Origin of the sequence: Pseudoalteromonas sp. UBA6610, from assembly GCF_002433295.1 — a bacterium.
GTDB classification, from domain to species: Bacteria; Pseudomonadota; Gammaproteobacteria; order Enterobacterales; family Alteromonadaceae; genus Pseudoalteromonas; species Pseudoalteromonas atlantica.
The window spans coordinates 1-26,774 of record NZ_DJHW01000052.1 but is presented as its reverse complement, the minus strand read 5'-3'; the positions used below and the strand labels follow the sequence as shown (position 1 = coordinate 26,774).

The window sequence follows — 26,774 nt, the reverse complement described above, 5'->3', positions numbered from 1 at the left end:
GATTTTATTCCTGTTACACTAGCTGTATATAAACCGTACCCAATATTAGGCAGCTCGCCTGCAAAGGAAAATTACAATGACTGAACACGAATATCACCAATTAGCCGAAGCTCTTATGTTCACAATTGAAGAGCAAGTTGATGATTGCGAAGCAGATTTAGACTACGAATCGGCAGAGGGTATTTTAGAAATAATTTTCCCTGATAAAAGTAAAATTGTAATTAACAAACAAGCGCCTTTGCATCAAGTGTGGGTTGCGACTAAATTTAATGGTCACCATTTTGAAATGCGTGACGGCCAGTGGATTGATAACCGCTCGGGCGCAGAGTTTTGGGAGTTTATGAACCAAGCGTCTACTCGCCAAGCTGGCCAAGAAATTAAGTGGCAATCAAGCTTATGAGTTTAGAGTTTGCACAATACCCAGCACAAGGTGAGCACAAAGCCACTGTTATTTGGTTACATGGTTTAGGCGACTCTGGCGATGGCTTTGCTCCGGTTGCACCGCAACTTAACTTACCTAGTGAGCTTGGTATACGATTTATTTTTCCGCATGCGCCTATTCAGCCGGTCACCATAAATGGTGGCATGGAAATGCGCTCGTGGTACGACATTAAATCTATAGAATTAGATAAACGTGCCGATGAACAAGGCGTGAGAGATTCAGCCGAAAGAGTGCAAGCCCTGATCAATCAAGAAATTGAAAATGGTATACCTGCCAATAAAATTATTTTGGCGGGCTTTTCGCAAGGGGGCGTGGTGTCTTTACATTTAGCGCCGCGATTTGAGCACAAACTTGCAGGTGTTATGGCGCTGTCTACTTATATGTGCGTGCCTGAAAAGCTAGCGCAAGAAGCAAAGCATACTGATTTAAATGTATTTATGGCTCATGGTAGCCAAGATAATGTAGTGCCGCATAGCGCGGGTAGAAGTGCGTTTGAAGTATTAACAGCACATAACATGGATGTAAGCTGGCAAGAATACCCTATGGCTCATCAGGTTTGCGCAGAAGAACTGCAAGCTATTCGCCAATGGTTAATTGCCCGTTTAAGCTAATTTGGAGCCGCTGAGGTCAATATGAGTCAAAAAATAGTTATTAAAGCAAATGTAAAACGCGAACCACAAAATAGTGTACCTAATGTAAGCTACGAGTGGCATTGGCGTCGTATTGCGAGTGTTTCTATGTTGGTAGCAATGACCTCGGCAGCGGTTGTGTATGGCTTAACTAGCTCGGTAAATGCCGAGCAGGGCGAGCAACCTAATGAGCAATCGCCGTATTCACCTTTAAGTGACAGCACCGCAGATAATGTTGAGCCCTTGGTGAGTGTAAATGACGAGCAAGCGCGCCCAAATGAGCTTACAAATGTTATAGCAGATGTTGCGCCAGCGGTGCTTGAAGGTGAAAGCGTTAATAATACTTCGTTAGCGCAAAGCAATAATGAGCAAACGAATATAGAGCCTATTGCTAACGTTCAAAGCAATCAAGTTTCTGTTATTGAGCAATCAGATACCGAACTCGCTGAGCCTATCGCTAATCAGCCGCTTACTAGCACGCAGTTAAGCGCATCACCCAATGAACAGCTTCCAGATATTGAAAACGACGACGGCTCGCTAACTAGCAGTGAAGGTTTTTCATCTAATGCGCACATTGCCAGTGTTGCGTTAGGCGCACAAATTGATACAGGTAAAATTAGCCGTGCAGTGCTTACTCGCAAAGTAAGTAAGCGCGAGCCCACTAATGTATTTGCTGCAGATATCCGCTTAAATCAGTTTGAAGAGGCACTTTCGTTTTTTAGTGAGCTTAAAAACCTACAAGGCCAACAAGTAAAGCATGTATGGTCTTATGAGGGTGAAACCCTAGCTGAGATTTCGCTTAATGTTACCTCGCCGCGCTACAGAACGTACTCAACCAAAAATATTATGAATACACAAACAGGCCATTGGCGTGTAGATGTTGTTGATGAGCAAGGTAATTTAATTGCTCAAAAAGAATTTAGAATTTTAGCTAATTAAGCTTGGCTATTAGCTGTAACTATTTGGATACCCCTATGACAGAAAAAACAAAGTTAGTACGCATTGCAACCCGTAAAAGTGCTTTAGCGCTTTGGCAGGCTGAATTTGTAAAAGCACAGCTTGAGCATTTTCATGCTGATGTACGCGTAGAATTAGTCCCTATGTCTACTCAAGGGGATATTATTTTAGATACACCGCTTGCTAAAATTGGTGGTAAAGGCTTGTTTGTTAAAGAGCTTGAGCAAGCAATGTTAGATGGCCGCGCGGATATAGCAGTGCATTCAATGAAAGATGTACCCGTAGAATTTCCAGAAGGCTTAGCACTGCACACAATTTGTGAGCGTGAAGACCCGCGCGACGCGTTTGTATCAAATAACTTTGCCAATTTAAGCGAATTACCAAAAGGCGCTGTAGTAGGCACTTCTAGCCTTCGTCGTCAGTGCCAAATTAGAGCTTTGCGCCCTGATTTAGTCATTAAAGACTTACGTGGTAATGTTAATACCCGTTTAGCTAAGCTAGATGATGGCCAGTACGATGCGATTATTTTAGCCGCAGCCGGACTGCTACGTTTAAAAATGGACGAGCGTATTGCTGATTATATTGAGCCTGAGGTATCTCTACCTGCTAACGGACAAGGTGCTGTCGGCATTGAATGTCGTATTGACGATGAAGTAACAAAAGCCTTACTGGCCCCGCTTGAGCATACTCAAACACGTATTCGTGTAAATGCAGAGCGTGCTATGAATCGTCATTTAGAAGGTGGCTGCCAAGTACCAATTGGTGCCTACGCATTAGTTGATGGCGAGCAAGTGCATTTACGTGGCCTAGTGGGCGCAGTAGATGGTAGTGAAATTTTACATGACGAAGTAACCGGTCATATAAATGATGCAGAAGCTATCGGTGTGCAGCTAGCTAAAAAGTTATTAGCGCAAGGCGCCGACAAAATATTAGCAGAAGTATATAGAGACGCATAAATGACACATATCCTGATAACTCGGCCCGAAGGAAAAGGCGCAGCCCTTGCTCAGCAACTTGAGCAAGCGGGTTATCAGGCGTCATTATTTCCTGTTTTAAAAATATCCTACCTTACGCCTTCTACTACCGAGCTAAGCCCGCTAATTAATGCCGATAAAATTATTTTTATCTCTCAAGATGCCGTTACTGCCCTTGCGCAATTAAAGCCAACAATAAATACCAAAGCGCAATTTTACGCAGTAGGGCAGCAAACTGCAGATACTATTTATGCGTTATTTGGCGTGCGCGCAGCAGTGCCTAAACTGCATGATTCTGAAGGGTTATTGGCGCTAAACTCGTTAGCTGAGGTTGATGGTAGCAATATTGTATTAGTAAAAGGCCAAGCGGGGCGCCCTGATATTGCCAAAACCTTAAAGGCGCGTGGGGCATTTTTAAATAACTGTGTGGTATACAAGCGCGAGCCAATAAGCGCTGAAAAAACCAACTGGACAGACCACTGGCAAAGCCTGAAAGTACAAGGTATAGTCATAACCAGTAATGCAGCAGTTGATGCAATATTTAATAACCTGACTGAACAACAGTTACAGTGGTTACAACAGTGCCGATTTTATGTTGCTAGCGAGCGTATAGCCGCTTATTTACAACAGCAACAGGTAAGCTCGGCTAATATACACATTGCCGCAGGGGCAAGCGATACCGCTATGTTTTCCTGCATAAAACAGCAAGGTAGCAAGATGAGCGAACAGTCAAAGCCAGTAACGGCAGATAATAAAACCTCAGCAAAGCCAACAATGTCTTCAGATAAAAAAGCAGCTGAAAAAGCACCAAGTGTGACGAATAATAAGCAAAAAATAAGTAAAGTGGCAGTCCTTGCGCTGATCATCTCGCTTACTGTAGCGTGCGGTGTGGGGTATGAGTTTTACCAAAAACTCAATGCAGGTAAAGCCCAAAATGTAGCTGTTAATGAACTAAAAGAAGAAAACGCGTTATTGTCACAAGAGTTACAGGCGCTCAAGTCTGCGCAATCTAATCTTCAGCAAGCATTGTTCAATAGTGAGCAAAAAGTGGCAGCTGCGCTTAATGAAAGTGCAGAGAGTAACCAGCAACAATTAAAAGCAGCATTGCAACAAGCTCAGCAGCAAGGCGCTTTACTAAACCCGCAAGAAGTAACCAGCTTACAACGTATGGCTGAGTTTAAACTGTGGGCTGAAAAAGATTACCAAGGTGCCAGCGCTGTACTTAAACGCTTAGATGCCTTATTGAGTGAACACCCAGGTACTGTTGCAGTTCGCCAAGCAATAACACAAGACATTCAAACACTAGATAGCTTAAAACCTATCCCAACAGAAGCCATTTACTTAAAGCTTAATAGCGTGTTATCAAACATAGATAACCTTGCATTTAATGCCGTTAACATACCGCAAGAAGCAACAGAAATTGAAAAAAATGCCTTGAGTGAAGATGTAAGCGATTGGCAGCAAAACCTAAGTAATAGCTGGAATAAGCTAGTGGATAGCTTTATTACTATTCGTCAGCACGAAGGGGTTGCTATAGAGCCACTGCTAACCGATCAGGAGCGCCACTTAATTAATCAACGTATTAAATTAAATGTGACGCAAGCTCAAGATGCATTAATGAGCAAACAAGCGAGCATTTATTTTAGTGCCATAAGTGAGGCAAAGCGTCTTGTTAATGAGTACTTTAAACAAGATGACGAGGCGACAAAAGTGGTTATAAATGCACTAACTAGCCTAGAAAAAGAGCCATTAAACTTTAACCCTGAAGTAAACCTACAAAGTACACAGCAGGTTAAGGAGTGGGCGCAATGATAGGGCTTATAGTATTAATTGTTGCGATTGTTTTAGTTTTAGCGATTACGCCATTTGTACTGGATGAAAAAGGCTATGTGCTGATCTCGTTTAACAACACCACGATTGAAGGCACGATTGTATCGTTTTGTATTATGGCGGTAATTAGTGCAACAATTTTGTTTTTAACTTACAAATTAGTGCGCTATTTATTGTCGATTTATCATAACACTAAACATGGATTTTTTGCGCGTAGCGAAGAGCGAAAGCAAGCAGCTATAGAGCAAGCCTTATGGAGTGCGATAAACGATGATTACGAGCTTGTAGAGCAAACGTTATCAGGTAATAGTGTACCCAGTAAGTTTGAAGATATACGCTTAGCGCTATTAGCAAAAGCAGCGCTTGCTAATAACCAAACCGACAAAGCACTAGAGCGTTTATTTGAAATTAGCCCAGAGCAGCAACTTAACGTTGCTAAACTTTGGATAGCCAGTGGCGATAGCAGCGCAATAGAATCGCAAATGCGTGCTAACAGCGATTCAAAAAAAGCGACAGCACTTGAGCTTAAGCTATACGCCGAAATACTTGTACAGCAACAGCACTTTAGTGCACTTGAAGACTTTTTACCGCGTTTACTTCGTAAAAAAGTCCTCAACGATGCGCAGTGGACACAGCTGTTTAATGCCTATTTTAATGCACAAGCTAGCGATAAAATCACTGAAAAATATAAACAACTTCCTAAAAAGCTACAAGCTCATGCTAATACAGCTTACTTAATGCAAATGGCTAAAGTGGGTCAGTTAAGTGCGATTGAAAGTGACTTAATTAAAATGGTGAAGCACGACGAGCAACATGCTCAGCTGGCTAATATATTAAGTAACGCCACCTCGGCAGAGGCTGTAAAGCTTCAAAGTAGTATTCAAGAGCGCCTGAAAAAAGATGATGCAAACAACGCATTATTACTCTCGCTTGCGTGTTTAGCTAATGCTCAAGGCGATTATGAGTTAGCCGCAAAGGTTTTTGATAAAGCCTTGAATATCGAAAACAAAAAGCAATTTGCTCAGCAAGCAGCGCTTAGCTATAAAAATACCGCACAAGCCGATAAAGCACTCGTTTTGTATCAATAAAGGCTACACTTATACTTTTGCAGCTTTGATATTCGGGAGCATTGGGTTGAAACACTTTTTCATTGTCACTGTAAGTTTAGCGTGCGCTTACTTTTTTACCGGATATTTTAGTAATTTACTATTAGCGATAGATGGCTACGCAGTGGCTGTGTGGCCGCCTTCGGGAATTGCGCTTGCTGGCTTTTTAATTTGGGGCAGAAAGAGCTTACTAGGTATTGTTTTAGGGGCTTTTTTTACTAACCTCATTCATTTAGAAAGTGCCTCAGCGATATTTCAGTTAAGTGTATTTATGCATGCTGCGGCTGTTACCTTTGCTGCTACTTTACAAGCATGGGTAGGTAGCCAATTGGTCACTAAAGTGATTAAAGCACCACTCGACTTATCTTCTTTAAAGCACTGTATTCAAAGCCTCGTTGTTGCCGGCCCATTGTGCTGTGTTATAGCTGCAGGTGTAGGCACCAGCTTATTAATTTTTAATGGCGTTATTGTGTCTCAAGCCGGTTGGGATACGTTTATAGCGTGGTGGATAGGCGATAGTATTGGAGTGCTTGTTTTTACTCCGCTTATGCTAGCGGCATTTAACTATTCACAGGTAAATTATCGCCTACAAGTTATACTGCCCTCACTGTTAATTTATATGGTTATAAGTATTAGCTTTTATGGCGCGGCCAGTGTAAAAAAAGAAAAAAACATTCAAAAAGAAGAGCTGAAAATATTAGCCACTCAAGATGCTATCAACAATAAAATTAACGAAATAACAGCACACCTCGCCTTACTGGCGACCTTTTTTTCTAGTAGTGACGATGTGAGCTTTACTGAATTTAAGCAGTTTACTTCTAAGCAGCTTAGTTACAGCGAAGAAATTTTAGCATTTGAGTGGGTGCCCTACTTACCAAGTGAAAACCTAGCTCAGTATATAGAGGCTAATAACAACACAGAGCTGGCTAAATATAGCTTAAAAGAAAGAGCAAAAGATGGCAGTTGGCAGGCCGCACCCCCACGAGATTTTTACTACCCCGTACAATACGCACATCCTTTGTCGGGAAATGAAGACGTAATTGGCTTTGATCTTGCCTCAAATGAGGTAAGGCGATCTGCATTAATAAAAGCAAAAGTGTTAAATGAGTTGGTGATCAGTGAGCCAATAAATTTAGTACAAAACGAAGCTGAGCGCGGCGTGTTGTTTTTTCATCCGGTGTTTGGCAACAATATTACCGAAGACGATTTTAAAGGTTTTGTGGTAGCCGTTGTTAGTTTAGAAAGACTATCAAACGCGGTGTTATTTGATCAAAACAACGGCGTTGCAGTGAGCTTTACAGACACCACAACAGAGAATAATGCACAGCCTATTTTTATTGCCGATCATCAACAACTATTGCCGTTAAAAGACTATAAGTTATTGGTAGGTAAGCGGGTGTGGCAGGTGGAGCTGCATCAGCCACTGCAACGAGAGTCATGGTTAGTTTACTGGCTTGCGCAAATAGCCGGCATGTTATTTGTTTGGCTGCTTATTACCTTTTTAATATCGGTAACGGGTACCAATATTCGTATACGTGAGCAGGTAGCAAAACAAACAAAAATTTTACGCTTAGAAAAGCAAAAGGCCGATGAAGCCAATGAAATAAAAAGCCAGTTTTTAGCAAATATGAGCCACGAAGTTCGCACGCCTATTAATGGTATTAAAGGGCTGCATTATTTAGCCCTACAGCAAAACGATTGGCAGCAAGCTCGCAGTTATATTGAACAAGCGGATGGGGCACTGGGCGTATTGCTAAGAGTATTAAATGATGTGCTCGATTTTTCTAAAATGGAAGCAGGCAAACTTGATTTAATTCAAGAGCCAATTGATGTAGGCACACTCAGTGAAGAAGTGGCCAATTTACTGCAGTTTGATATAGAAGCAAAGTCGCTAGAATTTATGCTTGATTACGATAAATCAAGTAACTTGGTTATCAACACCGACCCAATACGCTTAAAACAAGTTTTGCTAAACCTAATCAATAATGCCATTAAGTTTACAGCCAAAGGCAGCATCACGCTTAAAGTGTGGCAATCTAAAAAAATGACTTACTTTAGCGTTAACGATACCGGTATTGGTATTAGTAAAGAGGCACAAAAACAGCTCTTTAAACCGTTTGCACAAGCAGATAGCTCTACCTCGCGTCAATATGGCGGCACGGGCTTAGGTTTAAGTATATGCAAAAAGCTTGTAGAGTTGATGGGCGGAGAAATTGATTTAATAAGCCACGAAGGGCACGGTTCTACGTTTACTTTTAGCCTGCCAATTTATTCGCCGCTACCAAAGGCTGAGCAAATAAAGCAACAATATGATGAGATAGATGTTAGTACGCTTTCTTTTGCAGATTATAAATTATTGCTTGTTGAAGATAACCCATTAAATCAGCACGTCGCGAGCGCTATTTTAAAAACCAAAGGGTGCGTTGCTGATATTGCTAATGATGGTTTTGAAGCGATTGAAAAGCTGACAGAGCATACCTACGACATTGTGCTTATGGATATACAAATGCCAAAAATGGATGGCCTTGAAGCCACGCGAGTTATTCGAAATGAACTTGGTTTGTTTGACCTACCTATTATTGGCTTATCTGCTAATGCCCACGATGACGATGTTAAAAAAGCAGTTGCCAGCGGTATGGATAATTATATTACTAAACCCATTGAAGCAAATACCTTATTCAAAACACTCTGGCATCACTTAGCTCATCAAAATAAGTGAACAAAAACCTAATTTTGTTCACTTTTTGAGTAAAAAGCAGACATATGACCGCTAATATTTACTTTAACTGCTCTACACTTGAAAAATAACTGTACCTGCGTATCATGCGCGCAATTTTAACCTAACCGAGTCGCTATTATGATAAATAAAAAATTACCTCTGCTAGATATTCATCGTCATTTAGATGGCAATGTACGTGCGCAAACCATACTAGAGCTTGGTCGACAGTTTAATATTACGCTACCTGCTGATAACGTAGAGGCGCTTATCCCTCATGTGCAAGTTATTGATCCTGAGCCTGATTTAATGGCTTTTTTACAAAAGCTCGACTGGGGGGTAACGGTACTGGGCGACTACGACGCCTGTAGACGCATTGCAGTTGAAAACATAGAAGATGCTCAAGCGCAGGGACTTGATTATGTAGAGCTTCGCTTTAGTCCGTATTATATGGCACAAAGCCAAGGCTTACACCCGCAAGGGGTGGTTGAGGCCGTGGTCGATGGTATTAAATCGGCTACTCAAGGCGCAAATATTAAAGCAAACTTAATTGGTATTATGTCGCGTACTTACGGTGTTAAAACTTGTCAGCAGGAGCTTGACGCATTACTTGCCTTTAAAAATGATTTAGTGGCGATTGATTTAGCCGGAGATGAAATTGGTTTTCCGGGAGAGCTTTTTGTCGAACAATTTAAGCAAGTAAGAGACGCTTACCTGGCCGCTACCATTCATGCCGGTGAAGCGCTGGGCGCAGCGAGTATTTGGCAAGCCATTAATGAATTAGGTGCAAGCCGTATAGGCCATGGGGTAAAAGCAATTGAAGACCCTAAACTAATGGACTACCTGCGCGATAACCGCATTGGTATTGAGTCGTGCTTAACCAGTAATATTCAAACCAGTACCGTAAACGATTTAGCTAAACACCCCCTTAAGCAGTTTTTAGATCACGGTATTTTAGCGTGTATAAATACCGACGATCCGGCTGTAGAGGGCATTGAAATTGAGCATGAATACCTAGTGGCTGCGCCAAAGGCGGGTTTAACACAAGCCGATATGCATAAGGCACAAGCTAATGCCTTAGAGATTGCATTTTTAAGCGACAGCGATAAAAACGCATTAACTGCGCTTGCTGCGGCACGTTAAATACGCTTAATACAAAAAATGCCGCTTATTAGCGGCATTTTTTATGTTAGCTTACTTTTGTTTGGCAGCTCACGTAATTATCAAACAGTGCTTTTAATACATCGCTTCGACCAATCAGCCCTATCACGGTATCACCCTCAACAACGGGGTAGTTTTTTGGCTTTCCTGTTTTCATTTGCTCTGCAAGCTCGATAATGTTGGTATCGGCATTAACGGTTACAACCTCGGTTTGCATAAGCTGCGAAACTTTTACAACGCCATCGCAAAAATAGCTGCTTCGCATTAATGGTTTTAACAGCTCTTGCTCAGATATAAAACCAACCAGCGATTTATTGTCATCAAATACTGGTGCACCTAATAAGTTAAACTTTTGCAGCTCACTAATGGCGGTGGTCATTTCGGTATTTGGGGTAATGTGTGGCAACTTACGTTGCATAAAATCTTTTACTTTTGTATTTAACATTTGGGTCTCTCCCGCTGATGTTCTATACAAAGTATGGTTTATAGATAGGAATTTAGGAAATTGTTTATACTGATTAAAGCAATAGGTTATACCAATTAATAGCTTTAATTTGATAGAAATAACAAAGGCGCCGTGGGGCGCCTTTGTATTATAAATAAAAATTTATTTTATAAACGCAAATGCATCGGCGTACATGTTTTCGCGAACAGCGCCGTGAGCAATAAAGTCATCACGGACAATGCCTATCATGTCAAAGCGACCAGCCATATAAATGTCGTAAGGTTCTAACGACACAATATCTTGCATGACTGCTTTGTGTACAAACCCAGTGTGGCCTTGCCAATTAGCAGATGGGTTTTCTACAACAGGAATAAATTTAAAGTGCTCGTTACTCTCTGCCCATGCTTGCATTTCGCTGTGAGCATACAATGCAGACTCTTCTTTAACACCCCAGTAAAATAGTACCGGGCGGTCGCAGTTAATTTCAGCTAAGTGATCAGCCATTGATTTTGCATAAGAAAAACCAGTGCCGCCAGCCAATAAAATAATAGGGCGCTCGCATTGTAGACGTAGTTGCGATACACCAAGGCCAGCTTCTATATCTACCGGTGTATTATTTTGATGCGCATTACGCAAATGCTCAAGCGATTGCATTGCGTATGAATCGGCTTTAGATGCGCCAATATGAAGCTCTATTTCATCACATTGCGATGGACGACTTGCAATCGAAAATGCGCGCTTGTCTTTTTCGCCAAGTACAAGTTGCATGTATTGGCCAGCTTCAAACGTAACAGGTTGTTGAGGCTTTAAAATTACTTTATGAACAAATTCTGTAAGTGGGCTGATGGCAACAACTTCAGCTTTTAATGTTTGCATTTTTTACCTTTTAGCAGCGTTTACGCAGATATGCAGTTAAGTGGAGCAATATTAACATATCTGCGGGGTTATTTTATAGCCTGTTTATATTCACTAAGCGTGCTTAAAGTATATCGAGGCTTTGCCAAATTTCGTCAACACGATCTTTTGTCGCTTTATCCATGACAATTGGCTCGCCCCATTCGCGGTCGGTTTCACCTGGCCACTTATTTGTTGCATCCATGCCCATTTTTGAGCCAAGCCCAGATACCGGCGATGCAAAATCGAGGTAATCTATTGGCGTGTTTTCAATTAATGTAGTGTCGCGCGCAGGGTCCATACGGGTAGTGATGGCCCAAATAACATCGTTCCAGTCACGGGCATTTACATCATCATCGCAAACAATAACAAACTTAGTGTACATAAACTGACGTAAAAACGACCATACGCCCATCATTACGCGCTTAGCATGGCCTGGGTATTGTTTTTTCATGGTTACCACGGCCATACGGTAAGAGCAGCCTTCGGGTGGCAAATAAAAGTCGACGATTTCTGGAAACTGCTTTTGCAATATAGGCACAAACACTTCGTTTAATGCCACACCTAAAATAGCTGGCTCATCAGGTGGACGGCCGGTAAATGTACTGTGGTAAATTGGGTTTTTACGGTGTGTTAAATGGGTCACTGTCATCACAGGAAAATCATCAACTTCATTGTAATAACCAGTGTGATCGCCATATGGCCCCTCGGGAGCCATTTCGCCAGGCATAATGTAGCCTTCAAGTACTATTTCGGCACTGGCAGGGACCTGTAAGTCATTTGAAATAGACTTAACCACTTCGGTTTTACTACCGCGCAGTAAGCCAGCAAAGGCATATTCGCTTAACGTGTCTGGCACAGGTGTCACCGCACCTAAAATAGTGGCAGGATCTGCTCCTAATGCAACCGAAACCGGGTACGGTTCGCCAGGGTTTTCTTTACACCATTCTTGAAAATCGAGTGCGCCACCGCGATGCGATAACCAACGCATAATTATTTTATTTTTACCTAATAGCTGCTGGCGGTAAATACCCAAATTTTGGCGCTTTTTATAAGGCCCTTTGGTAACAGTTAAACCCCAAGTAATCAGGGGGGCGGCATCTCCAGGCCAGCAGTGCTGTATTGGTAACTTAGCTAAATCTACCTCGTCACCTTCTAGAACAACCTGTTGGCACGGTGCTTTTTTAACTTCTTTAGCCGGCATATTGAGTACTTGTTTAAATACCGGAATTTGCCCTAGTGCTTCTTTAATCCCTTTTGGTGGCTCGGGCTCTTTTAAAAAAGCGAGTAGCTTGCCAACTTCACGCAGCTCGCTTACATCTTCTTGGCCCATGCCCATAGCAACGCGCTTAGGAGTACCAAATAAGTTTGCAAGCACAGGCATACTGTGACCTTTTGGGTTTTCGAACAATAATGCGGGGCCTTTAGCACGTAATGTACGGTCGGCTATTTCGGTCATTTCAAGATACGGGTCGATTTCTTGAGTAATACGTTTAAGTTCGCCTTTTTTTTCAAGCAAATCGATAAAATCACGTAAATCTTTATATTTCATGGTAGGCCGCTACTAAGCAAAAAGTGAAAGTATTATACCCAACTAAACAACAAATGCATGTGCAGTTGTTTAGCGTAAAAACAGGCTATTTATTACGATGAGAAAAAAGAAAAAGTTTAAATCTCGAACGGCAAAATTATAAGGCGTCGGCTTGTTGAAGTTGGCAGTGGTATTTATTACCTGAAACAATCAGCATGGCTTCATCGGCTTTAGACCAAAATAGCACTCGCTCATTAATATACTTTACCCCTGATGCGCTCGGCTCTTTATTAAGTGTATATGTTTGCTCATTTAAAGTAAGTGTTGCCCCCGCTCCTTGGTGGGCTAATTCTACTACGCGCTCGTTGCATAAGTAGTGGGTACTTTTAGACTCATTACTACAGGCTGATAAAACCAGCATGCTTGTAAAAATAACCACCAATGCTTTCATTTATATCCCCTAAGTAAGTTTGCCATTGATAAAAATCAGTGCGTTTAATCAGCATAACAAAGCAAAATTAACCGTTGGTGAAAATTACGGATTACGCTATGTTGATAGCATTATTTTTTAGCTAGGAAGCAACATGGCAGGCATTAACCTTTTAACATTACTTGATGATATAACCACCTTACTTGATGACATTGCCACAATGAGTAAAGTCGCTACTAAAAAAACAGCCGGTGTACTTGGTGACGACTTAGCTCTTAATGCTCAGCAAGTTACAGGGGTTACAGCCGACCGCGAATTACCCGTAGTTTGGGCTGTGGCAAAGGGCTCATTTTTAAATAAAGCCATTTTGGTGCCTGGTGCATTGCTCATAAGTGTATGGCTGCCTTGGTTAATAACCCCGCTGCTAATAATCGGTGGCTTATTTTTATGTTTTGAAGGCGCTGAGAAAGTATTTGCTGGGTTTTTACCTCACCCCGAAAAAGAGGCTGATGAGTCGCAACAATTAGACCCAGCTGAGTATGAAAAGCAAAAAGTAAAAGGAGCCATACGCACCGACTTTATTCTCTCAGCCGAAATTATAGTGATCACCTTAGGAACGGTTGCAGGTGCCACACTTGTAAATCAGGCGCTTGTACTGTGTGTTATAGCCGTATTAATGACCATAGGTGTATACGGCCTTGTAGCCGGTATTGTAAAGCTTGATGACGCGGGTTTGTATTTGCTTAATCAATCAAAGGTGTCGGCTAATAAATTTAAAGAGATGCTTGGTAAGGGGTTATTAGCTGCAGCACCAAGGCTTATGCAATTTTTAGCCTTTGCCGGCACAGTAGCCATGTTTTTAGTCGGTGGCGGCATTTTATCCCACGGTATTGAGCTACTACATCATTGGCAATTAGAAGTAATAGCCATAGGCAAGTCGTTATTAAATGGCACCGGCGAAACATTAGCCCCCCTTATATTTGACGGATTACTAGGAGTAGTAGCAGGGCTATGCATTGTTATTCTGCATTTAGTTTGGAGTAAGCTTACTAACCCTAAGCATTAGATTTATAACCCTATTAATTTACGCCTGTTTACATAAAGGGAAGAAGTATGGTGTATATTTTTGTTAAAAGTATGTAACATAAAAGCTCAATCAAAAATAAATAAAAGGAACTTTAATGAATAAGTTTTTGGCTTGTCTGTCTTTATTGCTGGCTAGTATTTTTAGCTCTCATACTACAGCAAGTAACGACTTGGTACCGATAGAAAGCTTTAGTAAAGATATAGAGTTTGCAGGTGTGAAAATTTCACCTGATGGAAAATACTTAGCTGTAATTACTCGCCCTGAAGGAAAAAATGTATTAATGGTGCTAAGCACTGATACATTTAAAGTAAGTCATGCAATTAGGTTTCCTAATGATGCCCAGGTTGGTAATTATTATTGGGTTAACAATGAAAGAATTGTACTGGCTAAAGAGTACATTAAAGGCTGGAAAGATCATCCCGAATTTCATGGTGAGCTTTTTGGTGTAAATGCTGATGGTAGCCGAGGCAAATATTTAGTGGGTTACCAAGGTGAAATGCAAACAGGAACCCGTATAAAAAAAGCGACACCCATACTTGGTACTTCTTATGTACTAGACCCGCTTATTCATGATAGGCGTAAAATGCTGATCCTAACCTACCCATGGAGCGCTTCAAATGAGCCGCATACAATAGTTTATGAAGTTGATATTTACAGCGGAAAGCGAAAAAGAGTCGCTCGCTCACCATCAAAAATGGCAGGCTTTTTAACAGATCATGATGGTAATGTGCGTGTTGCTGTTTCAAACGATGATTATATTAATCAAAAAATTTATACCCGTGAGAAGTCAGGTGGTGAATGGCAACAGCTTGATTTAGGAGAGTTAAAATACACTGATATTAGCCTCCATGCGTTTGATAGTACCGGTGCTTCTGTTTATGTTACAGCGTCAGAAAATGGCGAAGCAAAGGGGCTTTATAAACTAAATTTAGAGAGTAAAAAGTTTGAGCTTTTGCATAAAGAACCACAGGTCTCTCCAAAAAAAGTGTGGGTAGATGAAGTTTCTAAAGAATTATTCGCAATTGAAAATGAGCTTGGCTATCCTGCCTATTCCTTTATAAATAATTCACATAAAAGTGAGCGCTTAAAGGCATTAATACAATCCCTTCAAGGGCAGCAAGTTCAGCTTGTTAGTAGTACTGAAGATGGTGAGAAGAGTATTATCTTTGCGTCAAGCGATACTAACCCTGGCAGCTACTACTTGTTCGATGCCAAAAAGAATAGCTTACGCTTTTTGTTTGCGACTAAAAGCTGGATCAAGCCAAGTGAAATGGCTATAACCAAACCTGTAAATTATAAAGCGCGTGATGGCTTAACAATATACGGATATTTAACCATCCCTAATAATACTGATGAGAAAAACTTACCTTTAGTTGTTATGCCTCACGGTGGGCCTCATGGACCAAGAGATTGGTGGGGCTATGAGAGCGAAGCTCAGCTATTAGCCAGTAGAGGCATTGCAGTACTAAAAGTTAACTTTAGAGGCTCTGGTGGCTTTGGTCGCAACTTTGAACATGCCGGACATAAAAAATGGGGTGCTGAAATACAATACGACATTATTGACGGTGTAAAATACTTAATAGAGCAAGGTACTGTAAATAAAGATAATATTTGTATAATGGGCGCTAGTTTTGGCGGCTATTCGGCACTACAAAGTGCAATTTTAGAACCTGATATGTTTCAGTGTGCTATTGGTGTAGTTGGGGTGTACGATTTACCGCTAATGTTTGAAGAAGGCGATATCTCTGAACGTGACCGTGGACAGCGCTATCTTAAAAGCGCGCTTGGTACTGATGAGGCACTGTTAAAGCGTTTTTCACCTAGCTACAACATAGACAAGCTTAAAGCGCCAGTTTTAATTGTACATGGTGGGCAGGATGAAAGAGCACCAATTGAGCAAGCTGAGTCTTTAGTTGCAGCGCTAAAAAAAGAAAACCATCCTTACATATACGAGTTACTTGAAGATGAAGGGCATGGCTTTTATAAAGCAGAGCACAGAACGCGCTACTACAAGCAAGTACTTAACTTTTTAGATGAGCATATGACTTTCTAATTATAAGTATGAATGAAGATTGAAAATGGCCAGTTAAACTGGCCATTTTTTATTTGCAGTTTGCTTTATTGCACATTTCCTCTAATTCTATTTTCGCTTTGCTATTACCTTGCGCTATTGCCTGCTCATACCAATGTTTTGCTGTTTGTACATTTTGAGTTACGCCTTGTCCATCTCGGTACATTTGCGCAAGATTGAGCTGCCCCCATTGCGAGCCGGCATTTGCGGCTAGAGTAAAACTCTCAAGCGCATCGCTATACTGTCCGTTTTTAAAATACGTAATGCCCTGTTGGTTATTTTTGTCGAGCTTTAAGCCTTTATATAGCGGTTTTGGTTTTGGCGGAAACATTACAAAACCACCATATAAACTGTTTGCCGAAGGGCGCAGTACGTCGTAAATCACCCCGTCGTTGTATAGTCTTTTTACTTCGCTACGAGGCAAAGTAATTTTGTCATCTGAGAAGTAACCTGTTTGTACCAATAAGCTGGTACGCATTGCAGTAGTAATGCCTTTGTTGCGCTTATAGCTGTAGTTACTTACTTGAAACGTAATAAACTGCTCGTCAAAACTTAAAACTTGCGCAACTTTTAAGTTGGTGAGTGTCCAGGGCTCATGAGTAAATTTATCAGCGTGTACTAAATACGTATCGTAGGCTTTAGGGTTAGTTAAGTAGCTTTGCTTTTGCGCTTGCGCTACAGCGTGTTGTTGGTAAAAAAATAGCCCCACCCATAACGCTAAAAATACCCCTATAAAGTATTTAGGTAGAGTGAAAATTTCAAACATCGGTAACTGCTTTAATTTTACAGGCGCATTATGGCCGCATTGATAGCATTCGTATTTATAGTTTAGCGCTAGAGGTAGAACAGGAATAACCGTAAAGCGTAAAAAACGACTTTGGTTTATTAGATGATAGGCGTGGCTATGGCAGTTAGGGCAGCACTGTGTTTGTGCAAAATGAGGAAACGACTGACTCGTATTGAAAAGCAACATGCCCGCACACTCCTTGTTTTATTTAATTTATATAAAGGTAAAACAAGGAGTGCGTTTATCAAAGCGACAAACTGTAAGTAAGTATGTCAGTTATTAGTTAGTCAGCGCTTTCGGTTGAATTGTTGTTTTGGCATCTGCTGCCATTAACGCAAATACAGCATACGCAGCGGTATTTTGGCGCAGTTTAGCAGGCGTTACTTTATCGAGTGTGTCATCAGCTGTGTGATGGTAATCAAAGTAATCAGTGCCATCTTGGGCCAACTCAAATATAGGTGCCGACACCGCTTTTTTTAATGGGATTAAATCAGGCCCGCCGTTAGCCTGGTTTTTACCAATGTACTCAATGTTTAACGCAGCCAACTCTTTTGCTATGGCACGCACTACTGGCAGAGAAGCCGCATTAACATTTGACTCAAAACCATATACTACATCGGCGCCAAAGTCCGACTCAGCAGCTGCAACTATATTGTGTAAGTCACTTTTGTGTTGTGCAAAGTAAGCTTTTGCACCCCAAAGTCCAAGCTCTTCTGCTGCAAACAGTACAACACGAATACTGCGCTTAGGGCGTTTAACATCGCTAATGTGTTTAGCCGCAGCCATTGTTAGCGCAACACCTGCACCATCATCTAATGCGCCAGTGCCTAAATCCCACGAGTCTAGGTGGCCACCAATTAACACATATTGTTCTGGGTTTTCGGTGCCATTAAATTGGCCTATAACGTTATAGCTTGTGCCTTCTCCTAGGCTTTGTGTTTGTACATTTATATTAACCGTTACCTTTTTGTTTAAGGCCACTAAGCGCGCTATTTGATCCGCATCAGGGTTGGCAATAGTTACGTTAGGTATTTTTTTAACCCCTTCTTTATAGTAACTACCACCAGTGTGAGCAAAGCGATGGTGAGCTGTGCTCACTGAGCGCATCATGTAAGCAACCGCGCCTTTTTTTGCAGCTTCAATTGCGCCTGTGGCACGTGCTTTTACTGCGGGGCCGTAACCGTTGCCGTCTATGTCGCGGTTCATGCGGTAATTAATATAGGCAATTTTACCTTCTAAGCTATTTGCTGGTGCTGCAATTAGCTCATCCAATGTTTCAAACAACACAACCGGTGCACTAATGCCATCATCGGGTGTGCTTACACTATTACCCAGCGCAGTTAAATGCAGAGGTTGCTCACTTGGGGTGAGTATTTTTCCGCTTTCGCTATAACGGCGCCATTTTGGAAATGTTGCTTCTTCAAGCCATACTTTATCAAAACCAAGTTCGTTAAATTTTGCTTTAGCCCATGCTACTGCTTTTTTATCGTTTTCAGTGCCGGGTAAGCGAGGGCCAACTTCTGTTGTGAGTGACTCGAGTAGCTCGTAGCTTAAATGGCTTTTAAGTGCAGCGGTGCGCACCTCATCAACCTGTTGTAATTGCGTTGTGGTGAATTCTGCATTGTTTGCGCTAACGCTGAGGCTGCTAGTCATTAGTAGCGCTGTAATAATTTTTTTCATATAGAGTAAGCCTTTTTATAATTAAGTGTATTAGAGCACTTTTTAAAGGCTTTAAAAAATAGATGAGATGAATGCAGTGGTGTTTTTAATAGGCAGTAAAAAGCCCGCACAATTATTATTGTGCGGGCTTTATAAGTATAAGTTTTATAACTTAAAAGCTAAATTGAGCTGCTAGGCGTACATTTGTGCCTTCACCCACGGTAACGTTGTTTAAGCCACCGCCGCCTAAGTAGTTTTCGTCTAATAGGTTTTCAATGTTTAAACGAAGGTTTACATCGGTTTTGCTTACTTTAAGTTTGTAAGTTGCACCTACATCTACTCGTGTGTAAGCATCTTTTACTACTGTGTTTGCACTATCGGCAAAGCGCTCACCTTCATAAAATGCACCGGCATTAAATGCAATGGTGTCGTTTAACTCATAGCGTGTCCAAAGTGATGCAGACCATTTAGGAGCATCAGTAGGGCGTTTACCTTGTAGGTCTTCGTCACGCTCAAAATTTGCATCTAAGTACATAGTTGATGCCATAACAAATAAGCGATCGGTAGCTGCACCTTGCGCGCTTAGCTCAAGCCCTTTATGGCGTTGCTCGCCTACTTGGTTTGTTTCAGAGGTAAATTCGCCGACTGGCACTTCAAGTGCTTCGGTTACTAAGGTGCCTTTTTTGCTAATATCAAATACAGCACCGCTTAACATTAGGCGGTCATCAAATAGTTGCCATTTAACACCAATCTCTTTTTGCTCAGAGGTAACAGCATCAAGCTTCATACCGTTGTTGATGTCAGTTTCGCTTACTAATGTATCGCTACCTTGTGGCTCAAAACCTTCTGAGTAGCTAGCATAAATAGTCGCAGAAGGGTTAGGGTGATAAAGCACACCTACTTTTGGTACGAACGACTCGTTATCTGCGCCTTCTCTATTTTGCTCATCGTAACGGCCACCTAATGATACTTGCCACTGTGGCGAGAAAGTAATTAAGTCTTGAACGTAAATACCGTAGTAGTCGTATTCAGTTTCGCTAATAGTATCATCTGATTTATAGCTTACTGTTGGGCGGCTTGGCTCGTTTTGGCCAGCGGCAAAATCAAAATACTCTGCTGATGTACGGCGTTGTCCGTAATAGTAATCTAGCGAGTTTGCACCAATTAAAAACTGATGTTGTAAACTACCGGTTTTAAATTCGCCAACAAAATCAATAAATGCGGTTTTAAACTGCCAATCGTCAAAACGGTCGTAAGGGCGTGACTCATAGCTATCGCCTTCTACGAATGTGCTTGGCTTACGAGGTGCAGACTCAAAACGCTGGCGCTCAAATGTTTGCTCGTTGTAACCAAGCTTAACTTGCCAGTGATCGTTTAAGTACACTTCAAAATCTACGCCTAAGTTTTCTACTGTTATGTCGGTAAATGCCCAAGACATATCGCGAATGGTTTTGTCATCGCCAATCACATTGGCGTTGTCATCTATCCATGCACCTGTATCAAGGCCTGCTTCGTCGTCTGTGCGGTCGTAATGTACACGTACTAATGCGTTGTCGCTTAAATCGTAATCAACAATTACAGCACCTAAAAAACGGTCGCGTTCACGGTTTTCGCCGTTTTGGTATTCGCGCCAGTAATCAACATCTTGTTTTACTAAAATACCGCGTGCACGTAAATCTTCAGCGTCGGTAAGTGCACCAGCTGCGTCTAGCATAAAGCGGGTAGAGCCGTGTTGGTCTACATCTGCGCTGGCGTTAAATAATGTAGTTGCCGTAGGCTTTTTTGTCACCATGTTTATCAAGCCACCTGGGCCTGATTGTCCGTATAAAATACTTGATGGACCTTTAATAACTTCTACTTGTTGTAGAATTTCAATCGGTTGCTGGTAGTGAGACCAATGTTGGTGTCCGTCGCGTAAGTAGCCTGTCGATGAGCTAAGTTCAAAGCCGCGTAAGTTAAATACTTCACGGTTACGTTGTTGAGAGCCGGCAGTTAAACTTGCATCGTTAGTAAGTACTTCGCCAAGGGTCGTTGCTAATTGCTCGCTAATGATTGTATCGCTAATAACAGTGACTGATTGCGCTGTTTCTAACAATGACGCTGATGTTCTCATTGCTCCGTTGGCGTTGTCGACTTTGTAGTCGTTAAAATAACTACCTTTAACTTCAATTCGCTCTAAGTCAGTAGGGGCGGCAAAGGCGCTTGTGCTAATGGCACCAACAAGTGCTACGTACAGTGAGTTTAGTTTCATCAATTACATCCAGTGTTAGGGTGTTAAAATTTTTCGAGGATCTTAATGAAAACTAGTATCATTTGCAACTTTTTTATTAACAAGGATTAACGCATCGTAAAATAATGCACATCGGGTATTAATGGTTGCCTAACCTGAATTCTGCTATTATAGAGCCATATTTTGGGGCTAAGCCCTGTGTTGTTTTTATTATTTTGGAATTTATTGTGACTTCTACTGCATTTTCATCTTTGGCTTTACCTGCTGGTTTAGTTGATAATTTATCAACACTTGGCTACTCGCAAATGACGCCTGTACAAGCGCAAAGCCTGCCACCTGTACTTGAAGGTAAAGACATTATTGCACAGGCAAAAACCGGTTCAGGTAAAACTGCTGCTTTTAGTTTAGGTGTGTTAGCTAAATTAAATGTAAAACGTTTTCGTATTCAATCGCTTGTACTTTGTCCAACGCGCGAGCTGGCTGAGCAAGTGGCGGTAGAAATGCGCAAACTTGCCCGCGGTATTCACAATATTAAAATATTAACGCTATGTGGTGGTGTATCAATTGGCCCACAAATAGGCTCGCTTGAACATGGCGCGCACATTATTGTGGGTACACCTGGGCGAGTGGACGATCATATTCGTAAAGGCACACTGCGTTTAGACGATGTTGAAACGCTGGTACTTGATGAGGCAGATCAAATGCTTGATATGGGCTTTCAAGATACCCTTGATGCAATTATTGAGTGTATACCGCAAAATCGTCAAACGTTGTTATTTAGTGCAACCTTTCCGCGTGCAATTGAAGCTATTGCAAAGCGCGTATTAAAAAATCCAGAGATGATAAAAGTAGAAGAAGAGCAAGAAAAAAGCACTATAAAACAATACTTTTACAAAATGGATAACAACAAACAACGCTACTCAACGCTTAAGTTATTGCTACTTAAATTTACACCACAAAGCTGTGTTGTTTTTTGTAATACCAAGGTAGAAACACAACAAGTTTGTGATGATTTAGCAAGTGAAGGCTTTAGCGCAGTGGCGTTGCACGGTGATTTAGAGCAGCGTGATCGCGAACGTACGTTAATTCATTTTGCTAATAAAAGTGCCTCAATATTAGTTGCTACCGATGTTGCCGCGCGTGGCTTAGATATTGACGACATGGACATGGTAATAAATTACCATTTAGCACACGACCCACAAACCCATGTGCACCGTGTAGGGCGTACAGGCCGAGCGGGTAAAAAAGGCATTGCATGCTCTATTTACGGTGAGGCTGAGCAGTTTAAAGTGGCGCAAATAGGCGACCATTACGAACGAGACTTTTTGCCAGAGCCAATGCCTGCTTTTAGTTTATTAGAAAAGCCGCCTTACAAGCCTGAAATGGTTACCCTAATGATCGACTCGGGCAAAAAGCAAAAAGTGCGCGCTGGTGATATTTTAGGTGCACTTACTGGCAAAGATGGTGTTGCAGGACGCCAAGTAGGTAAAATAAATGTACTCGATAACGTTGCCTTTGTAGCCGTTGAGCGCAATGCATCAAAACCTGCGCTACGTAAATTAACCGAGGGCAATATTAAAGGGCGTAAAATTCGTGCCCGTCGCCTTACCCGTTAATTACCTGTTTTGAGCAGCTAGCTTTAGCTGCTCATACTCGGCTCTTATTTGTCTAAATTTACATGCACTCCCAGTTTGCTTATCGGGATGATGTTTTAATGCCAATTGCCGCCAGCGCTTTTGTAGCATAGCCAGGCTAAAGTTTGGCGGTAGTTGCCAAGCCTTAAGTAATGGCTCAATTTGCCCAACTGGTTGCTTTATTAGTGGGTTAAATTGCTGCCAAAAACTATCTAATAATGCCTCTATGTCTTTGGCACTGGTGTCGTAGTTTTCCCAGTTTAAATAGTAACTTTTTAAATGGGACTGCGTTGCTACATTGCTACTTGGCTCTGTAAGTTCAATATGTAATGACGATATAATTAAGTGCTTGGGTAATAGCTGTGTTTGTAGCTCAAATAAAGCATTCATAATTAAAAAATTCTTTTTAAATAAATTTTGCTCAGGGTTTGCATCTAAAGGTGGTAACACCCCTTGTTGAGCGAGCGTTGCAGCTAAGGTATGAACTTTCCAAACACGCTGAGTTAAAAGTAGCTCAAAAATCTCATCAATCAGGGGGTTAAGCATTGTTTGCACTCGTTTTGTTGTGTATCTTCAATAAAGATTACACTGACTAAAGCTAAAGTTTGAAGGAATAATATTATGCAAGGCAAATTGAAGTGCCTTTTATTTGTTTTATGTTGTGTGTTCATACTGCCAAGCTTTGCTCAAAATAGTGTATCTTTATTTGATGAATTTAAAAAAGAGCAGCAGTGGGACGTAAAACTCACGCTCGGTAATGCGCTGCTTGAAGCAAAAAATATCACAGAATCCCAAAAGGTCAGTGTGTATTCTGAACTTGCCGATTTAGCCTTCTCCTCAGATGATTTTGAAAATGCCCTGTTGTATTTTAAAAAATTAGAACAGCACACCTCCTTAAACTACCTACCAGATATGCACTTTAGAGCCATTAAAATGCAAGGCGTTGTGTTTTATTTTCAGGGGTATTTTCAGCAAGCTATTGTTGAATATAGCCGCGCCATGGTGATTGTTGAAAAAAACAATAAGCAAGTAGAGCTTGCAAACCTGCTAAGTAATATTGGTTTAGCGTACTTCGAAATGAATAATATGGAGCTAACGCTCGAATATTATTTAAAAGCAAAAGAGATTTATGAGAAAAAGGGCAGTGCTCAAGACCAAGCTGATATTTTGCTAAATATAGCAGGGGTGTACATTAGGTTATCGCGTTACGAAAGCGCCATTTTATTTTATAAAGAAGTACTTAAAGTTTATCAAAAATTAGCTGATACCAGCGGTATAGCGCAAGTTAACAATAATTTAGGGGTTGCTTACTACGAAAGTTCGCAATTTGATTTAGCGCTGCATTATTACCAAATGGCACTGCGCTATTATATTTCTACCAATGATTATAATAAGTTATCTACCCAATATACTAATTTAGCAAACATCAATTTAATTCTTAATAACGTGGATGTTGCCTACGAGCAAGCTAAATTGGGGGTACAAAATGCCCTTAAAATTGCTAATCACAGTTTAGAGCTCAACGCCTTACATGCACTGGCTAAAATACAATTTGTGAGAGGTGAGCTTGCTGATTCGCAAAAAAGCTTAGATAAAGCAACCGATTTGGCCACACAATATAATAGTGTGCGTATAAAGCGCGATGCTTTTGGTACACGCTCGCTCCTAGAGGCAAGCAAAGGCAACTACGCTGAGGCATTAACTCTGCACGAAAAGTTTGTAGCAGAGCAGCGCGGTATAAATAGCGAAACAATTACCAGCGCCTTAGCTGTATTACAAAATCAATTTAAAGCTACTCAGTTAAATCAAGAAATTCAAAAGCTGAAGCAAGAACGAAAAGTACAAAAGTTAAAAATGAGCCAACGTTCGCAGCTTACGGTTTTTATTTTTGTTTTATTATTTTTAGTAATTGTAACGGGCACCGCACTTTATCGTCGAGGCGCCGAAAAGCGTGCCAAGCAGTTATTAAAAGAACAAGTCGCGCAGCGTACAGCAGAGCTACAAGCTATTGCCCAAGAGCTACGAGAAGCAAATGATGTTAAAAGCCAGTTTTTGGCAAATATTAGCCATGAAATTAGAACCCCGCTCACCGCTATTTTAGGCCAAACAGATGATTTAATTAATGGTTTGTACGAGCCTGAAAACCTACAAGACGAATTAAAAATAATTCAACGACATAGCGATCACTTAAAAAGTTTAATTAATGACGTACTCGATTTAAGTAAAATAGAAGCAAACAGATTAGAGCTTAATATTTCGTGCTTTGACATAGTGCAGCTAGTTAGCGATGTACATGCCATGTTTATTACGCAGGCTAAGGCAAAGCATTTACAAATCCGTTTTGATAATCATGTAGGCAATGCGTTTTATACCAAGCTTGATTTAATGCGGGTGAAACAAATACTCATTAATTTATGTGCTAATGCCGTTAAGTTTACGCAGGCGGGGCAGGTAGTTGTGTCTTTAAACAAAACCGAGCAAGGGCTTGTTTTTATAGTTAAAGACACCGGTATTGGCATGAATTCATCACAGCTAAAACAAATATTTGAATGCTTTAGCCAAGCCGATAACAGTATTAGTCGCCGCTTTGGTGGCACCGGGTTAGGGCTTAGTTTGTCTCAACAGTTAGCCTCTATGATGGGCGGCTACATTAGCGTACAAAGTGAGTTTAAACGCGGAAGTCAGTTTTCGCTGTTTTTACCCTGTGTAGAGGTCGAAAAAGAGTTAGATGAGTACGAACATGTAAGCGCCGCTGAACAGGTTAAGCAGTTAACCGGGCGCGTAGTTTTGGCTGAGGATCATCCCGACAATCGCAGACTCATAAGTCGTTATTTACGTTCAATGGGGCTTGAAGTTATTGCGGTAGAAAATGGTGAGCAAGCGGTTGAGAAGTGCCTACAAATATACCCTGACCTCGTGCTGCTTGATATACAAATGCCTGTTATGGACGGGCGTGCTGCGTTTTCGTTGTTGCAACAGTGCGGCTTTCAAGCGCCTATTTTTGCTTTAACGGCCAATGCAATGAGCCATGAAGTTGATGATTATCTTGCCCTAGGGTTTACAGGGTATTTAGGTAAGCCATTAGATAAAAACGCGTTTTATAACACCCTTGCCCAGCATTTAGGTGAAGCAAAACAAGAGGCAGCCTATACAGCTAAGATAGACATGAGCGACTTAGTAACAAGTTTTAAGCAAAGCTTCACGTTTGAAAGCGAAACCATAAGTCAGCACCATAATAGTAATGACCTAGAGGCACTACAAAAAGACAGCCATCGTATTTTAGGTGCTGCGCAAATGTTTGCGTTAGACGATATTGCCAAGGCCGCTAAAAATCTCGATATGGCTTTACTCAATAAACAAAGCCAAAGTAAAGAGCACATTCAAAAGCTTGTAGATGAATTACAGCGGGTACTTAAAAAATATAACGAGAGTTAATTATACCAATCGTGTTAGGTTATTAGACATTTATAGCGACAGATAAATAGAGTGGTAAGAAGGCATGAATTTTGACACGAAGTTGCTCTACATAAGAAATTTATAACGCCATTGACGCTTTATTTCGCATGCTAGAAAGGCTAAATATCTAAGCCGATTGGTATTAGTCGTTTACACATAAAAAAAGCGCCCTAGGCGCTTTTTTTATGTAACGAAAACGCGCTTATTGGCGTTTCATTGAATCGAAGAATTCATCGTTCGTTTTGCTCATAGAAAGCTTATCAATTAAGAATTCCATTGCATCAATCTCTGACATTTCATGAACAATCTTACGTAAAATCCACAGCTTTTGTAGCTCATCTGGCTTAGTAAGTAGTTCTTCACGACGCGTACCAGAGCGGTTAAAGTCGATGGCAGGGAATACACGCTTTTCAGCAATCTTACGATTTAAGTGTAGTTCCATGTTACCGGTACCTTTAAACTCTTCGTAGATAACTTCATCCATTTTAGAGCCCGTGTCGATAAGAGCTGTAGCTATAATCGTTAAGCTACCGCCTTCTTCAACATTACGTGCAGCACCAAAGAAGCGCTTAGGCTTGTGCAATGCGTTAGCATCAACACCACCGGTAAGTACTTTACCTGATGAAGGAATCACGGTGTTGTAAGCACGTGCTAAACGGGTGATTGAATCAAGCAAGATAACCACATCTTTTTTGTGCTCAACTAAACGTTTTGCTTTTTCAATAACCATTTCTG

The 26,774-nt window shown here is 41.2% G+C and carries 21 protein-coding genes; 12 read left to right on the top strand and 9 right to left on the bottom strand.

Going from position 1 to position 26,774, the window contains the following annotated elements:
* The first annotated feature begins 76 nt into the window (after positions 1-76).
* The 8 genes from cyaY (at position 77) to add (ending at position 9,797) form a co-directional block, all read left to right on the top strand.
* Positions 77-400 (top strand): iron donor protein CyaY, encoded by a 324-nt coding sequence (gene cyaY, locus B4F91_RS06885; RefSeq protein ID WP_004588977.1) that lies wholly within the window; start codon positions 77-79, stop codon positions 398-400.
* Complete coding sequence (locus B4F91_RS06880) at positions 397-1,053, top strand: alpha/beta hydrolase (protein ID WP_273607492.1); 657 nt, start codon at positions 397-399, stop codon at positions 1,051-1,053. The genes cyaY and B4F91_RS06880 overlap by 4 nt, the downstream gene beginning before the upstream one ends.
* A gap of 21 nt (positions 1,054-1,074) precedes the next feature.
* Entirely contained in the window at positions 1,075-2,010 is a 936-nt protein-coding gene (locus B4F91_RS06875) for a DUF2914 domain-containing protein (protein ID WP_096040961.1), read from the top strand.
* 35 nt (positions 2,011-2,045) lie between these two features.
* Positions 2,046-2,984 (top strand): hydroxymethylbilane synthase, encoded by a 939-nt coding sequence (gene hemC, locus B4F91_RS06870; protein WP_024032067.1) that lies wholly within the window; start codon positions 2,046-2,048, stop codon positions 2,982-2,984.
* Positions 2,985-4,814 carry a uroporphyrinogen-III synthase gene (locus B4F91_RS06865; protein ID WP_286937142.1) on the top strand — a complete coding sequence of 610 codons (1,830 nt, stop codon included), beginning with the start codon at positions 2,985-2,987 and terminating at the stop codon, positions 4,812-4,814. It begins immediately after the preceding gene.
* Positions 4,811-5,920, top strand: coding sequence for a heme biosynthesis HemY N-terminal domain-containing protein (locus B4F91_RS06860; RefSeq protein WP_286937140.1), 1,110 nt, complete (start codon positions 4,811-4,813; stop codon positions 5,918-5,920). Before B4F91_RS06865 ends, B4F91_RS06860 begins: the two co-directional genes overlap by 4 nt.
* A gap of 46 nt (positions 5,921-5,966) precedes the next feature.
* Complete coding sequence (locus B4F91_RS06855; RefSeq protein WP_286937139.1) at positions 5,967-8,657, top strand: CHASE domain-containing protein; 2,691 nt, start codon at positions 5,967-5,969, stop codon at positions 8,655-8,657.
* A 138-nt stretch (positions 8,658-8,795) separates the two neighbouring features.
* Positions 8,796-9,797 (top strand): adenosine deaminase, encoded by a 1,002-nt coding sequence (gene add, locus B4F91_RS06850; RefSeq protein WP_055019972.1) that lies wholly within the window; start codon positions 8,796-8,798, stop codon positions 9,795-9,797.
* A gap of 46 nt (positions 9,798-9,843) precedes the next feature.
* Here add and B4F91_RS06845 read toward each other — a convergent pair whose 3' ends face one another.
* The 4 genes from B4F91_RS06845 to B4F91_RS06830 form a co-directional block, all read right to left on the bottom strand.
* The gene (locus tag B4F91_RS06845) at positions 9,844-10,260 is read right to left on the bottom strand and encodes a CBS domain-containing protein (protein ID WP_004588969.1); all 417 of its coding nucleotides are present in this window, start codon (positions 10,258-10,260) and stop codon (positions 9,844-9,846) included.
* 162 nt (positions 10,261-10,422) lie between these two features.
* Complete coding sequence (gene fre, locus B4F91_RS06840; RefSeq protein WP_004588968.1) at positions 10,423-11,136, bottom strand: NAD(P)H-flavin reductase; 714 nt, start codon at positions 11,134-11,136, stop codon at positions 10,423-10,425.
* A 103-nt stretch (positions 11,137-11,239) separates the two neighbouring features.
* Positions 11,240-12,706 carry a 4-hydroxy-3-polyprenylbenzoate decarboxylase gene (gene ubiD / locus B4F91_RS06835; protein WP_055255406.1) on the bottom strand — a complete coding sequence of 489 codons (1,467 nt, stop codon included), beginning with the start codon at positions 12,704-12,706 and terminating at the stop codon, positions 11,240-11,242.
* 136 nt (positions 12,707-12,842) lie between these two features.
* On the bottom strand, positions 12,843-13,136 hold the full coding sequence (locus B4F91_RS06830) for an MliC family protein (RefSeq protein ID WP_024032060.1): 294 nt from the start codon (positions 13,134-13,136) through the stop codon (positions 12,843-12,845).
* 133 nt (positions 13,137-13,269) lie between these two features.
* Here B4F91_RS06830 and B4F91_RS06825 point away from each other — a divergent pair, with 133 nt between their 5' ends.
* The gene (locus B4F91_RS06825; protein ID WP_024032059.1) at positions 13,270-14,181 is read left to right on the top strand and encodes a DUF808 domain-containing protein; all 912 of its coding nucleotides are present in this window, start codon (positions 13,270-13,272) and stop codon (positions 14,179-14,181) included.
* 115 nt (positions 14,182-14,296) lie between these two features.
* On the top strand, positions 14,297-16,255 hold the full coding sequence (locus B4F91_RS06820) for a S9 family peptidase (RefSeq protein ID WP_138579742.1): 1,959 nt from the start codon (positions 14,297-14,299) through the stop codon (positions 16,253-16,255).
* A 49-nt stretch (positions 16,256-16,304) separates the two neighbouring features.
* Here B4F91_RS06820 and B4F91_RS06815 read toward each other — a convergent pair whose 3' ends face one another.
* The 3 genes from B4F91_RS06815 to B4F91_RS06805 form a co-directional block, all read right to left on the bottom strand.
* Complete coding sequence (locus tag B4F91_RS06815; RefSeq protein ID WP_288635474.1) at positions 16,305-17,246, bottom strand: tetratricopeptide repeat protein; 942 nt, start codon at positions 17,244-17,246, stop codon at positions 16,305-16,307.
* Positions 17,247-17,339: 93 nt separating this feature from the next.
* Positions 17,340-18,740, bottom strand: coding sequence for a M20/M25/M40 family metallo-hydrolase (locus tag B4F91_RS06810; RefSeq protein ID WP_286937133.1), 1,401 nt, complete (start codon positions 18,738-18,740; stop codon positions 17,340-17,342).
* A gap of 151 nt (positions 18,741-18,891) precedes the next feature.
* Positions 18,892-20,970, bottom strand: coding sequence for a TonB-dependent siderophore receptor (locus tag B4F91_RS06805; RefSeq protein WP_096738906.1), 2,079 nt, complete (start codon positions 20,968-20,970; stop codon positions 18,892-18,894).
* 206 nt (positions 20,971-21,176) lie between these two features.
* Between B4F91_RS06805 and dbpA the strand changes: the two genes are divergently transcribed.
* Positions 21,177-22,565 (top strand): ATP-dependent RNA helicase DbpA, encoded by a 1,389-nt coding sequence (gene dbpA, locus B4F91_RS06800; RefSeq protein ID WP_054983733.1) that lies wholly within the window; start codon positions 21,177-21,179, stop codon positions 22,563-22,565.
* On the opposite strand, the gene B4F91_RS06795 is transcribed toward dbpA, so the two are convergent.
* Positions 22,566-23,129, bottom strand: a complete 564-nt coding sequence (locus B4F91_RS06795; protein ID WP_286937125.1) for a DNA-J related domain-containing protein — start codon at positions 23,127-23,129, stop codon at positions 22,566-22,568. It lies immediately after the preceding gene.
* A gap of 75 nt (positions 23,130-23,204) precedes the next feature.
* On the opposite strand from B4F91_RS06795, the gene B4F91_RS06790 reads away from it, so the two are divergent.
* Positions 23,205-26,018: a tetratricopeptide repeat-containing hybrid sensor histidine kinase/response regulator gene (locus B4F91_RS06790; protein ID WP_286937124.1), complete on the top strand. Its 2,814-nt coding sequence runs from the start codon at positions 23,205-23,207 to the stop codon at positions 26,016-26,018.
* A gap of 223 nt (positions 26,019-26,241) precedes the next feature.
* Here the strand turns inward: B4F91_RS06790 and rho are convergent.
* Positions 26,242-26,774 (bottom strand): transcription termination factor Rho (gene rho / locus B4F91_RS06785; protein WP_286937122.1); only part of this gene is annotated, 533 nt, incomplete at its 5' end.